11 protein-coding genes, 4 tRNA genes and 2 pseudogenes are annotated in these 12,303 nt (G+C 41.2%); 12 read left to right on the top strand and 5 right to left on the bottom strand.

The genetic code is table 11. The annotated features are described in order from the left end of the window. Nucleotides 1-549: 549 nt before the first annotated feature. The 6 genes and pseudogenes from CPY98_RS08065 to CPY98_RS20985 form a co-directional block, all read left to right on the top strand. Nucleotides 550-1,215 (top strand): gamma-glutamylcyclotransferase, encoded by a 666-nt coding sequence (locus tag CPY98_RS08065; protein ID WP_096387225.1) that lies wholly within the window; start codon nt 550-552, stop codon nt 1,213-1,215. A gap of 114 nt (nt 1,216-1,329) precedes the next feature. Beyond that, nucleotides 1,330-1,405, top strand: a tRNA-Lys gene (locus CPY98_RS08070). A 268-nt stretch (nt 1,406-1,673) separates the two neighbouring features. Next, nucleotides 1,674-1,859: a hypothetical protein gene (locus tag CPY98_RS20840; protein WP_157743841.1), complete on the top strand. Its 186-nt coding sequence runs from the start codon at nt 1,674-1,676 to the stop codon at nt 1,857-1,859. Between the two features lie 92 nt (nt 1,860-1,951). Then, nucleotides 1,952-3,160 carry a PAAR domain-containing protein gene (locus CPY98_RS08080; RefSeq protein ID WP_096387230.1) on the top strand — a complete coding sequence of 403 codons (1,209 nt, stop codon included), beginning with the start codon at nt 1,952-1,954 and terminating at the stop codon, nt 3,158-3,160. Beyond that, nucleotides 3,157-3,594: a hypothetical protein gene (locus CPY98_RS08085; protein WP_096387232.1), complete on the top strand. Its 438-nt coding sequence runs from the start codon at nt 3,157-3,159 to the stop codon at nt 3,592-3,594. The genes CPY98_RS08080 and CPY98_RS08085 overlap by 4 nt, the downstream gene beginning before the upstream one ends. Nucleotides 3,595-3,627: 33 nt before the next feature. Then, nucleotides 3,628-3,869, top strand: a pseudogene (locus CPY98_RS20985) (hypothetical protein); the annotation flags it as partial. Between the two features lie 252 nt (nt 3,870-4,121). Here the strand turns inward: CPY98_RS20985 and CPY98_RS08095 are convergent. The 4 genes from CPY98_RS08095 to CPY98_RS08110 form a co-directional block, all read right to left on the bottom strand. Then, nucleotides 4,122-4,568, bottom strand: a complete 447-nt coding sequence (locus CPY98_RS08095; RefSeq protein ID WP_096387235.1) for a VOC family protein — start codon at nt 4,566-4,568, stop codon at nt 4,122-4,124. A gap of 693 nt (nt 4,569-5,261) precedes the next feature. Beyond that, nucleotides 5,262-5,522: a DUF2545 family protein gene (locus CPY98_RS08100; RefSeq protein WP_025801664.1), complete on the bottom strand. Its 261-nt coding sequence runs from the start codon at nt 5,520-5,522 to the stop codon at nt 5,262-5,264. A gap of 116 nt (nt 5,523-5,638) precedes the next feature. Continuing rightward, on the bottom strand, nt 5,639-5,983 hold the full coding sequence (locus CPY98_RS08105; protein ID WP_096387238.1) for a GlpM family protein: 345 nt from the start codon (nt 5,981-5,983) through the stop codon (nt 5,639-5,641). Between the two features lie 128 nt (nt 5,984-6,111). Continuing rightward, nucleotides 6,112-6,336 (bottom strand): DUF2594 family protein, encoded by a 225-nt coding sequence (locus CPY98_RS08110; RefSeq protein ID WP_004094789.1) that lies wholly within the window; start codon nt 6,334-6,336, stop codon nt 6,112-6,114. Between the two features lie 609 nt (nt 6,337-6,945). Between CPY98_RS08110 and uvrY the strand changes: the two genes are divergently transcribed. The 6 genes from uvrY (at nt 6,946) to CPY98_RS08140 (ending at nt 10,490) form a co-directional block, all read left to right on the top strand. Then, complete coding sequence (gene uvrY, locus CPY98_RS08115) at nt 6,946-7,602, top strand: UvrY/SirA/GacA family response regulator transcription factor (protein WP_025801666.1); 657 nt, start codon at nt 6,946-6,948, stop codon at nt 7,600-7,602. After that, nucleotides 7,595-9,427: an excinuclease ABC subunit UvrC gene (gene uvrC, locus CPY98_RS08120; RefSeq protein ID WP_096387241.1), complete on the top strand. Its 1,833-nt coding sequence runs from the start codon at nt 7,595-7,597 to the stop codon at nt 9,425-9,427. Before uvrY ends, uvrC begins: the two co-directional genes overlap by 8 nt. A gap of 57 nt (nt 9,428-9,484) precedes the next feature. After that, a complete protein-coding gene (pgsA, locus tag CPY98_RS08125; protein ID WP_025801668.1) occupies nt 9,485-10,033 on the top strand; it encodes a CDP-diacylglycerol--glycerol-3-phosphate 3-phosphatidyltransferase in 549 nt (182 codons plus the stop codon). 158 nt (nt 10,034-10,191) lie between these two features. After that, nucleotides 10,192-10,267, top strand: a tRNA-Gly gene (locus CPY98_RS08130). Between the two features lie 52 nt (nt 10,268-10,319). After that, nucleotides 10,320-10,393 (top strand) — tRNA-Cys (locus CPY98_RS08135). A 10-nt stretch (nt 10,394-10,403) separates the two neighbouring features. Continuing rightward, nucleotides 10,404-10,490 (top strand) — tRNA-Leu (locus CPY98_RS08140). A 123-nt stretch (nt 10,491-10,613) separates the two neighbouring features. On the opposite strand, the pseudogene CPY98_RS08145 reads toward CPY98_RS08140, so the two are convergent. Next, nucleotides 10,614-11,099 (bottom strand): annotated as a pseudogene (locus tag CPY98_RS08145) (integrase); the annotation flags it as partial. Nucleotides 11,100-12,303: the final 1,204 nt, after the last annotated feature.

Below are 12,303 nucleotides of genomic sequence, written 5' to 3' on the forward strand. Positions count from 1 at the left end.
AAGAAAGCAAAAACTTCAATAATTCTTATATTTCAGGCTTATATTACAAATGTAGCCTAAGTGATAAAAAATCACCACTACTATGTGACAAAACATAATTTGCTGTTATTCAGGGATAAATTGGCGGAAATGAGAAGTATTCTTATTTTGTGCTCGTGAGTATCAAAAGCGGAAAAATAAGGAGTAAAGATTCGTTAACGAAAAAGGGAATAAAACTAGCCAGCGAGGATTTTTGTATTATCAATAAAAATTGATAATTTGCAGAAATATTTTCTGGGGAGTAGCATTGTTATACACATTAGTGGTCATGCCTGATGGGCAAATAGATTATGCAATCCTTTCATGCTTTTCTTAAAAACAAATCTCAATTCATGGCAGCGTTTTGGTCGATAATGATTATTATCTGCGAAACCTCCATTGCGCTATACATCATTCGAAATATTTGATTACCGCACAACCGCCATATGGCGCATGATGACAGTTGAGTTAAAACGATCTATAGATTAGTTTAAATTCACTGTCGTTGTTTTCTGCGCGGGGGAGGTTAGCGTGTTAACTCGAAAACTATTAGAGTCGCAAGACTATGCCAAAACCTACTCGGCCTTAGAAAACCTGTTCTGGACACCAGCACAGCTGGATGCGTCTTTGAATCAGGTGCTTGAGACCTGCCCTGAAGGGCAGGGGATTTGGGTTTTTGGCTATGGTTCACTGATTTGGAATCCGTTGCTTGAATTTACCGAAGCGCAGCCCGCATTCTTAAAAGGCTGGCAACGTGATTTCAATATTCGTCTACTCGCCGGGCGTGGTTCTGAATGTACTCCGGGACGTATGCTGGGGTTAAAGCCGGGAGGTGAGACGCGGGGGCTAGCATTTCGCTTATCGGATGAAAATGCGCGTAGCGAACTGCAGTTGCTTTGGACTCGTGAGATGCTCGCGGGAGTTTATACACCGCAGTGGTGTTCGCTGGCTCTTGAGGATGGCCGAGAGATTAAAGGCATTACCTTTATCACCGACCCTGAGCATCCGCTCTATGAGTCTTGTTCGGCGCTAAATACTGTGGCGGCTCTGATCTCTCAGGCGACTGGTGTATTAGGCACCAACGCAGAGTATTTATTCTCTTTAGACTCTGCGCTAGAACAGCATCGTATGCCCGATCACAACATCACACAGCTGGCGCGCTGTGTGCGTCAAATTCAGCAAACAAAGTCACAGTGATCATCGATGTTTATTTCTTAATCGTTTCGTAAACTTAGGCGGACAGGAGATGCCCGCCTAGGGATTGTGTGATAATTGACGCATGCGTCACAGAAGAGAATAATCATTCCCGTTGGGTCGTTAGCTCAGTTGGTAGAGCAGTTGACTCTTAATCAATTGGTCGGCGGTTCGAACCCGCCACGACCCACCAACAAATTCAAAGGCTTGCATAAAAATTGCGAGCCTTTTGTTTTTTCAGGGATACTCTGGGGATACCTTGGCAAAAATCAGCTCTAAAGATTTCTCCATAAAAGCCCACCTTATTCGGTTCGCTTCTAATTGCGTATCTCGCTCGGTTGATGAAATTCCTTTCAATGAAATGCGTTGCAGCACTCAGGTCTATATCGACTTCGGACGACACCGGTGGAATAAAATTGCGCAATATGCGCGAGGTTTCGGATGCTTGGGATTGTTTAGTCATGGGAAAAGGGTGGCGCCAAGGCGCTCCAACGGCAATATGTGATAATTGGCAGGAAAATCATACAACAAATTCATATGTTTTTAATCCTTTATCTAAATTGATTGGCGTTAACACAAAACACGCAATGTTATTAATTATAAAAATAACACACGGTTATTGGTTAATATTTGCTAATAATTTTTAACTAATTGCCTAGGTGATTCTCACTAAGATAGATCTGGTTAGCAAAGTTTTTTGATCATGGAAGAGTTTTACTTAAAATTCAAAGGGTGATTTATGGGAAATAGAACAACTATTAATGGGAAGGGATTGGGGCTAAATGGTGATAAAACATCTACGGGAGCTACCTGTGTTTCTAGTTATATTGGTTTTACAGAAAATGAGAAATTACCATTGCATGTAGGGGATAAAACTTCGCCGTGTCCTAAATGTGGCAAAATTGGTGAAATAGTTACTGGTGATTCTGCCCTGGTTTTTTTTGATTTAATCTCAGCAGTTGATGGCTCGATCATTGCTTGTAATTGCCCCCTTGGGTCAAATTTTTTAATTGTACCAACCGGAGAATTCCTTGAACCTGTTGCGGAAAATGGCTTTTGGAATGGTTATACTATTGGCTTTACAAATAGTAATAGCATTACTCCAGAACAATATGCACAAGCTGCTCACCAGCATACAGAACAAGAAGATAAATCACCAGCAACCTGTGCCTGCAATCGTGATATCACAGCGGATGAATTTAGCAAAATAGCAACGGGTTTGACAGCCGATGAGATGCAAATATATTTAGATTCAATTAATCTTTGGCTACCATGGTTTGGGATAAATACATGTCGAGAAAAAACACATTTTTTAGCACAAGTATGCGGTGAAACGAATGCATTTAGGTATATGTCTGAAATTGGTGGGGTACAAGCCACATATGCTCCATGGTATGGGCGTGGCTTACTTCAGTTGACAGGGAAAAATAATTATCTGGCTTATGATGAGTTTTCAGATGATATGATCATATCTCATGAAAATAAACTTTTAAGTCTTCCTCATTCACTCATATCAGCACTGTGGTATTTTTGTAACAAAACAAGTTGTTTAGGTCACGCTGCAGAAGATGATTATAATACTGTCACATGTATTATAAATGGTGGATGCAATGGATATAATAATAGACTTGGTTATTTTAATAAAATAGCCACAGTATTGAAATCTGAACATCTTAATAAATTATGTGTAGATGGTGAGTTTCTTTTTGAAAATAGCTCTATTTATAATAACAAAACATATACCTTATCTTGGGCATTGTGGCATGATGCAAGCACAAAATTTCAAGGAACAAACAAAGAAAGCAATGAAGCTAAAAAAGGATATGAAAGGGCTAAAGTTCTATGGGGGGATGATTTGTCTCGAAAAAATGAAACAACAAAACTTTATGGGATCTATAGAAATCATATCGGCGCATTCATTAGACATAAATTAGGAGATCCATCATGAAGCTCTCCCTTTCTTTTTTTATGCTTATAATTATTCCAATTAGCTCATTTTCCGCAGACTTTAACCGAGACATCCGTTGCCTCAGTGCTAATGCAAAAAATGGTGGGAAAATAAATTTAATGTATGTTGATGTTTCTTACGATAAGGATAACTGGTCTTCAAACTATGTGAAATATGAAAAATCCAGCAAACCGATAACCCTCATTCCAGTTAATATTAAAGCAGTAGATGATGGAACTAAATCCAATGAAATAACCATCAGATGGAAGGAGTTAGTTGATGGTAAGTATATTGGTGAGTATTCAATGGTTTCTCAGGGTGTATATGTAGAAGCATTTACATACCAAGACCAAAAAGGGAATTTATTTTCATTTCAAGATAATCCCAAGCTACTCTCTGCTGATGGAGAAACGTGTAATTGGAAAAATAAATAGCTAGTAAATGAAAAAAACGAGCCTGTCCTTAATTTTGTAAAAGGCGCACGAGTAACGGCAGAAGATGCAGCACCAGTAGTTCTTTGCCTCTTGGAATCCCAAATGTAAAAACAGCAATAGATAAGGCCATTGAGAAAAAACGTTGTTCTGTTGCACTTTCTGATGTGGTCGTAACACAGTTCAATCATTCATTCTTGATTGGTAAGTTTGGTTTTATTGTTGAAGGCACTGAGATCATTGATCGCGCACAGCCTGGTTGTGAAAACGTCAGCTGATCGTAAAATTAACTTTGGAAGTTTGGTGTAGAACATCGCGTTAAGCATTTTCTGCTGTTATTAGATAATGGGGCTAAGAGCTCAATTAAGCTTAAGCGAGCTGTCGAACAAAAATATCCAGATTAAAAAAATTCAAAGGCTTGCGGTAACTCGCAGGCCTTTTTCATTAGATCGTTCAGAGTGTATTTCTATCTATAGACCCATTCATCCACTATCACATTATAGTGGCGACGATGAGCCAAAGCATGGCTGTTATATCTTTTGCGCAATATCCCAGATAAAGCCAAAGGGATCTTTCACGCGTGCTTTTAAATCACCCCAGAACATTTCAGTTGGCTTACTCAGCACACTGGCGCCAGCTTGTTTCATAGCTTCTACCAACGCCACTGTGTCATCAACGTACATATAGAAAATGAACGGTGTTGGTGAACCTGATGTTTGTGGGCTGCTTAAGTCAGAGTCCCAGCCTTCCTTATTTATCGTAAAGTTGGTTCCACGATAGCGAATGCGTGCGAATAACATTTGTCCATTATCGTCTTCCAGTTCTGCAATAGCCACCATCCCCATCGAATTGGTGTAGAAATCAACTGCAGAACTAACATTGGGAACGTTAAGCGCAGTGGTTAACCAAGTTAGCCCCATGCCTTCCCATGGATGGGTGCGATCTTCAACATTATTGAACCAGGTGAGTTTATCCATTTTTGTTTCCTTCAAAAATTAGTTGTTTAAATATTTATATGTATGAGTTCACATGTAGAAAAGTTATTTTCTGCAGTCGCTGCATTTTATCGGGAATTAAAAACAAATACTGTATATAAAAACATGTTAACGGTTAATTTATGTTGCTAGATTTGTCTGGTTTTTTTTAAAAGTTGTTATGTGAATGCTTGTTAGAAAATAGAGATAAAATTTATATCAATTATTCAGATAATTAAGCTCAATAACTAAGTATAAGAATGCATCAATAGAAATCATCATCCTTTGTTCATAGAGTGTTTAGCCAAGTGTCTATATAGTGCGTTGGCGTTCAAATAAAGAGCTAACGCCGCAAAGTGCGAGTGCCGGAGATAAGCGCCGGAATTGAACGTAATTTATTGATGTTATGGTCATGAGTGCAAGCAGTGAATCCATTAGCGCACTAATTACTAAGTGCGATAGCAATAATTGCTAATTATAACTCACGGTATTATGACATAGTGATTTTGCCCCGTTAAAGAGCTAACACCGCCGAGAGCGAGTGCCGGAGATAAGCGCCGGGATGGGGCATAAGTTCACAAAAGAGGCCACCGCAAGGTGGCCTTGTTATTTGTATCTTCTTCTATGTATTGTCATCACATGTCACAAATCTAAAATCGCCCTTTGCCGAAAGGCTCTTCTAGCTGAGATATCTTTTCATTGCTTCTGCTCGCGTACTGCATAACTGGTGGTGAACACGATAAGTGCGCCTGCAATTGGCGATAATAAGGTGGCTATTCCTGCAGTTAGTTCAGCCCCATCGGAGATATAAAATGCAGCAAAGTAAAGAGCAGCGGCAAGGATCACCATGCCTAAGCAACTGAATATCGCGTATATCCCGCCTCTGCGGGAATATGCAAATAAACTAACGGTAAGAATGGCGAGTGACAGAATGACAAATCCGTAGAGAGGCTCCATCGTCAAGCTCCTTTAGCTAAGTTTAATTAACATAATGGCTCCTAACTCGCATCAAAACATTAACCTTAGTCATAAGATACTTGATTTTATTGACGATAAAAAACTAGTGAAGGTGTTTATCCAACGCCATAAAATTTGTTCCACAACGTTACTAAGGCCCAAGCAGAGGCAACCCAGCAGAATACGGCGATTATGAGAGAGAATGAGAGACGCAGATGTGCTATCAGAAAATAGAGGGACAGAAGGTAGATAAAGTAGGGAATGATGGCCCATATCCCAAAGATGATGGTTGAACGAAGTGCTTCAATAGAACGCTCTGTACCAACAATGTAGTGGGCGATCAGCGCAAAGGTAGGAAAAAGAGGGATCAAGCCAGCAATATAATAGTTTTTACTTCTAGCCAAAATAGCAATCAGCAAAACAACGAATGCACCTAGTAATGCTTTGAACAACAATCCCATTGTTAGTCACGCTCATACTTATATATTTAAGCAGTATCATTGCATAATAAAGCAAGGCGGAGAACTATTCAGGGACAAAACAGTACAAGATTTGGCTTACAGCAGGGTGCAAGCCAAATCTAAGCAGATTATTGACGGTAAGCGTGTTTAATCTGGCAAATAGCGTGCTTGAAAGACTCTGACTGAGAGGCATCTTCGAGCTGAGCCGCAAATTTTTCCATGTTAATAATCACTTTACCCGCATCGGCTTGGCCCATGGCTTTTAACATGAAGGTCAGAGTGGCTTTTAAGCACGCGACTTCATTGGCCAGAGTTTCGATAGTGGATTCGGTTGAGAAATCTACGTTGCTCATATTGTACCTTTAATGGAATGTTTTGCCCTTGATGAAGTTAAATGGATCAATGCATGGGAAGAGCTGCTCATCAAGGACGGATTTTTTTAAGCTGCAGAGTATACCACAGGTTAAAAACTTTGAGGATGCATGAGAGCGATCGCTTTTATCAAAGCGGGGTTTTAACTTTTACTCGCAGGGGAGAGTTAAATAGTTTCAAACGGTTAATGTTTGTTCGGCGTGGGTGAAATATATTCAAATTGTTATTGTTCTTAATAGTTTTCATTATTAAAACGATATTTTCTGTTAGGTCAAAGAGTATGTTTTAGCAAAAAAACTATTAACTTCACGACTTGTTTACGTTTAATTATACAAAGATGTTGTTAATGTTGAGTTATTATTAACTTATTGATTTTAATGGATATCAAAGAGCCGTGTTTTTGTATCTATTCACTGACTAAGCCGCTTTTTGTGCATGACTAGGGTTGAGAAATAGAACCTTGTATCTTTAGGAAGATAAAATCAGTATTAAGTGATTAAACTATTCATTCTTGCTTAAAAAAACAGTATTATCGAAGCTTACTGGCAATAAAAACATGTCATTAATTCCTTCTTTGGGGAGACTTTTCTTTGATCAGCGTTCTTCTTGTTGATGACCACGAACTGGTGCGCGCAGGGATTCGACGCATTCTTGAAGATATCAAAGGGATCAAAGTTGTTGGTGAAGCACAATGTGGCGAAGATGCTGTCAAATGGTGCCGCAGTAACAGCGCAGATATCGTATTAATGGACATGAATATGCCAGGCATTGGCGGACTTGAGGCAACGCGTAAAATATTGCGTTATAACCCTGACGTCAAAGTTATTATGCTGACTATTCATACGGAAAATCCGTTGCCGGCGAAGGTTATGCAGGCTGGCGCATTTGGATACTTAAGCAAAGGTGCCGCGCCGCAAGAGGTGGTGAACGCCATACGAGCCGTTCATTCTGGACAACGTTATATTGCGTCTGATATCGCACAGCAGATGGCGTTGAGCCAATTGACGCCGCAGACAGATTCGCCGTTTGGGTGCTTATCTGAACGCGAACTCCAAATTATGCTGATGCTCACTAAAGGCAGCAAAGTAACGGAGATTTCTGAACAGCTCAATTTGAGCCCGAAAACGGTAAATAGCTACCGCTATCGTATGTTTAGCAAACTCAATATTAACGGTGATGTCGAGTTGACTCATTTAGCAATTCGCCATGGATTGTGCAATGCAGAGAACCTGTTAAACAGTGACTGAACGTTTTGATTCTGTAGAGTTTCTAAAAACGGTGACCAACCAGCCCGGCGTCTATCGTATGTATGACGCCACTGAGACGGTTATCTATGTCGGTAAGGCCAAAGATCTCAAAAAACGTCTATCGAGCTATTTTCGCCAAAACGTGGGAAGTCGCAAGACGGAAACGTTAGTTAAAAATATCGCCCAGATAGATGTTACCGTGACCCATACGGAAACAGAGGCTTTGCTGCTTGAACACAATTATATAAAGCTCTATCAGCCGCGCTATAACGTATTGTTGCGCGATGATAAATCCTATCCCCTTATTTTCCTCAGCGCTGACAATCATCCTCGGTTATCCATTCACCGTGGAGCAAAGCATGCGAAAGGGGAGTATTTCGGCCCGTTCCCGAACTCCTATGCTGTGCGTGAAACTCTCGCACTTTTGCAGAAGCTTTTTCCTATTCGACAGTGCGAAAATAGCGTTTATCGCAACCGTTCGCGTCCTTGCCTGCAATACCAAATTGGTCGTTGCCTTGGCCCATGCGTTAAAGGTTTGGTGAGCGATGAGGAATATGAGCAGCAGGTAAATTACGTTCGCTTATTTTTGTCTGGCAAAGATAGCCAAGTGCTCGATTCACTCGTCGTTCGAATGGAAGAGGCGAGTAAAGCGCTTAAGTTTGAAGAGGCCGCGCGGATCCGGGATCAAATTCAAGCCGTAAGACGCGTTACTGAGAAACAGTTTGTTTCTGGCAACAGTGATGATCTTGATGTTATTGGCGTTGCGTTTGACTCAGGTATGGCATGTGTACACGTACTCTTTATCCGACAGGGTAAAATATTAGGCAGCCGTAGTTATTTCCCTAAAGTGCCTAGAGGGACTGAACTGAGCGAAGTCGTGCAAACCTTCGTGGGGCAGTTTTATTTGCAAGGCAGCCAAATACGTACGCTACCGGGTGAGATTTTGCTTGATTTCACGCTGCCTGAAAAAGATATTTTGTCTGACTCTATTTCAGAACTCGCTGGTCGTAAGGTGAATATTCAAACACGACCACGAGGCGATCGCGCTCGCTACCTAAAATTAGCGAAAACAAATGCGCAGACGGCATTGATCACCAAACTTTCTCAACAGTCGACTATTCATCAGCGGCTAACGGAGCTCGAGAAAGTGCTGCACCTGTCTGACATTCGCCGTATGGAGTGTTTTGATATCAGCCATACCATGGGTGAAGAAACCGTTGCCTCTTGTGTGGTTTTCGATCAACACGGGCCGGTGCGTTCTGAGTATCGACGCTACAATATTACCGGTATTACGCCGGGTGATGACTATGCGGCGATGAATCAGGTGTTGCGCAGACGCTATGGCAAGGCACTTGAAGAAGATAAAATTCCAGACGTTATCTTTATCGACGGCGGTAAAGGTCAGTTAGGGCAGGCGAAAAACGTTTTTGCCGAACTTGATGTGCCTTGGGATAAAAATCGTCCTTTATTGCTGGGTATCGCGAAGGGCAGCGATCGTAAAGCAGGTCTCGAAACGCTGTTTTTACAACCGGAGGGCGAAGGTTTCTCATTGCCTCCCGACTCCCCGGCACTGCACCTGATACAGCATATTCGCGATGATTCTCACAATCATGCGATTACAGGCCATCGTAAGAAACGTGCAAAAGTGCGCAATACCAGCTCTCTCGAAACTATAGAAGGTGTTGGGCCAAAACGTCGTCAAACGCTTTTGAAGTACATGGGTGGTCTACAGCCTTTGATGAATGCAAGCGTGGAAGAAATTGCAAAAGTGCCAGGTATTTCACAGGCTTTGGCAGAAAAGATCCACAATGCATTGAAACACTAGGGGCATTGTAGCAACATACAAATAATATCCACATATGGAAGATAGTTACCTCACGCTATGCGATTAAATATACCGACCTTACTCACTCTGTTTCGCGTTGTCCTGATCCCATTTTTTGTTGTGGCGTTTTACCTTCCGTTTACCTGGGCTTCATTTGCCTGCGCATTGATTTTTGTGTTTGCTGCGGTAACGGATTGGTTTGACGGTTTCCTCGCCCGCCGGTGGAAGCAGACAACGCGCTTTGGTGCATTCCTTGATCCGGTTGCTGATAAAGTGATGGTGGCAACGGCGTTGGTGCTGGTATGCGAGCATTATCACGTCTGGTGGATCACTTTGCCTGCTGCAACGATGATCGCGCGCGAAATCATTATTTCGGCGCTACGTGAGTGGATGGCTGAAATTGGCAAACGCAGCAGCGTAGCAGTTTCTTGGATCGGCAAGGTAAAAACCTCTGCACAAATGCTAGCCTTAGTGGGGCTGTTATGGCGTCCTGATACCTATGTGATCATTGCGGGCGTCATCGCGTTGTACATTGCGGCAGTACTGACATTCTGGTCAATGTTCCAATATTTGAACGCTGCACGGAATGATTTGCTCGAACCGTGATCGAAATGCGTTAAAAATCAGCAAACAGTCGTTGTGAGATAAAAATGATGTTGACGCGGTTCGTGAGATAAGTAGAATGCATCGCATCAGACGGCAACGACGAAAAGCCAGAAGATACAAGCAGCTAAGTTAGTGAGGTTTACTAGCTAAAATGCTAAGCGGGAATAGCTCAGTTGGTAGAGCACGACCTTGCCAAGGTCGGGGTCGCGAGTTCGAGTCTCGTTTCCCGCTCCAAATTTAAAAGCTGGCACGAAAGTGCGGGTTTAGTTAGAAAGCTAAAGATTTTGGCGCGTTAGCAAAGCGGTTATGTAGCGGATTGCAAATCCGTCTAGTCCGGTTCGACTCCGGAACGCGCCTCCAAATTTCCTTAGCCCGGGTGGTGGAATCGGTAGACACAAGGGATTTAAAATCCCTCGGCTGTAAGGCTGTACGAGTTCAAGTCTCGTCCCGGGTACCAAGGAAATTTACTAGAATAATCAAAGCAATAAAGCAGTGTCGTGGCCGCCGAGAGGCGGTTTTTTTGTATCTAAAACCCGCCTTTCACCATTGTTTCGCCATTGGCTTTCGCCATTAACTGCCGTTACTTCTGCCCACCAACGACCGGAACGACTGCTATTTTTCTGTCATAGCGTGCAGTTTGCGTCGCATTTTTATGACCTGAAATCGCCTGCTTATCACTTAACGTTCCCTCCAGATCTGAAATCCCTTTTGCCTTCATCCAATGTGCATTGAAGCTATCCCGGGTATAACGTGAACCAGATTGCTGGTGGAGCACAAAAATACTCACCATGCCTGAGGATAGAGGCAATTTGCCTGCTAGATCGATTGCAGCTCTTAAGCGGTCGGTCCATGCCTTGATTTGTGATACGGCTGTCTTGCTCTGCTGGATTAGAATTCCTCGGTCTATGAGTTGGCCTTTCTTCATTTCTAATATGTCACCTTGCCGTGCACAGCATAGATAAGCTAACTCCATCGCAACCTTGACAATATCTGGAGCCACGCAATAAAGCGCTGCATACTCTTCATCAGTTATGTATCTAGTTCGCGCCTGCTCTTTAAAACGTTCATGGCGTTAGCCAAGCAGCATAGTTGCTCAGATGGCCATGTTGGGAAGCTGCTACAAAAAGATGAAGGTATTGGTGAAGATTTGCTGATGGCATTGGATGTTCGCAAGAAATGGACCGTTAGGTGCGAAATGATAGAGAACCAAAAAGGTTTTTTAATAGCTTTACGTACGTAAAAACGCTGATATTCTGATAAGAGTGGTCAGTTCGTAACACAGCTTACAAAATCAAACTTCGCTCAGGCGGGGTTTTTGATTAATGGAACTTCGGAACGGTTTATTATAGCCAATATCAGAATGAATTTGGCAGGATGTCTGCCAAAGTTCGTAACTAAATTTCTAATGGTTTGAATATATCCTCGATTAAATAATTCCTATTGATGATTCACTATAAAGAATTAAGAGTCTTATTATGGTGGGCCATCGCTTTCAACATAGATAGTTTAAGGCCACCACAAGTGATTTCAAGTTAATCGTGTATTTAAACGGTTTGTGCATATACGCCTTAATGCTCTATTAGCTAGTGGAATTCTATTTTCTAGAATTTTAGTAGCAGAACGACAGCACTTCTTGTGATTCAAAAGGCATAAACCAAAGACAGTAAAGGTAAGCAACGTAAAGCAAATAAGTAACAAAACAGTGATTTTAACTATAAAAAACTTCATTTTAGGTTGAATTATCCTGATATGTTATATTGTATCATATCAATGATATGAGAATAATCCCATCATGTATAGCTTTTACTGCTCTACTTTTTATAATTGTTACAAATCTAGTGTTACAGCAGCATTTTGTAACAAGAATAAAATGATCTCACTATGCATTGTTTAGGAGTTAGTATTTTTTCTATTAGAATCACATAAGTAACGATGAGTTATAGTTCTTGTTTGAAAGTGTTTAGTTTTTAAGTTGTATAATGGGATTCTAAAATTTTCCAGAATACGTTATAGATGAGAAAGATTATCCCAATTATTTTGATGCTAGTAATTTTTTTCTCTGGTATCAGCATGTGGTTTGTTATGCTTGCTCAAATGCCTAATTCACCTATCCAAATTTATTACAATAGCTCGAAGAGTAAGTTACTAAAAAGAGACTATGTTGGCTTACATCAAATAAGAAGAATAATAAGACATGTACAAGAAATAACTTAGATGTGATATTCTTGTGAATAATGTATCTAAATTTCCTAACGTTTTTTCATAATAAT

The sequence above is a fragment of the Hafnia sp. CBA7124 genome, assembly GCF_002355555.1.
In the GTDB taxonomy this organism is placed as follows: Bacteria; Pseudomonadota; Gammaproteobacteria; order Enterobacterales; family Enterobacteriaceae; genus Hafnia; species Hafnia alvei.

Bases quoted from the DNA above. Each gene is read 5' to 3' on its own strand.
- CPY98_RS20840 (WP_157743841.1), top strand. From the start codon at position 1,674: ATGGGAAAAGGGTGGCGCCAAGGCGCTCCAACGGCAATATGTGATAAT.
- CPY98_RS08080 (WP_096387230.1), top strand. From the start codon at position 1,952: ATGGGAAATAGAACAACTATTAATGGGAAGGGATTGGGGCTAAATGGT.
- CPY98_RS08085 (WP_096387232.1), top strand. From the start codon at position 3,157: ATGAAGCTCTCCCTTTCTTTTTTTATGCTTATAATTATTCCAATTAGC.
- CPY98_RS08095 (WP_096387235.1), bottom strand. From the start codon at position 4,568: ATGGATAAACTCACCTGGTTCAATAATGTTGAAGATCGCACCCATCCA.
- CPY98_RS08100 (WP_025801664.1), bottom strand. From the start codon at position 5,522: ATGGAGCCTCTCTACGGATTTGTCATTCTGTCACTCGCCATTCTTACC.
- CPY98_RS08105 (WP_096387238.1), bottom strand. From the start codon at position 5,983: ATGGGATTGTTGTTCAAAGCATTACTAGGTGCATTCGTTGTTTTGCTG.
- CPY98_RS08110 (WP_004094789.1), bottom strand. From the start codon at position 6,336: ATGAGCAACGTAGATTTCTCAACCGAATCCACTATCGAAACTCTGGCC.
- pgsA (WP_025801668.1), top strand. From the start codon at position 9,485: ATGCGATTAAATATACCGACCTTACTCACTCTGTTTCGCGTTGTCCTG.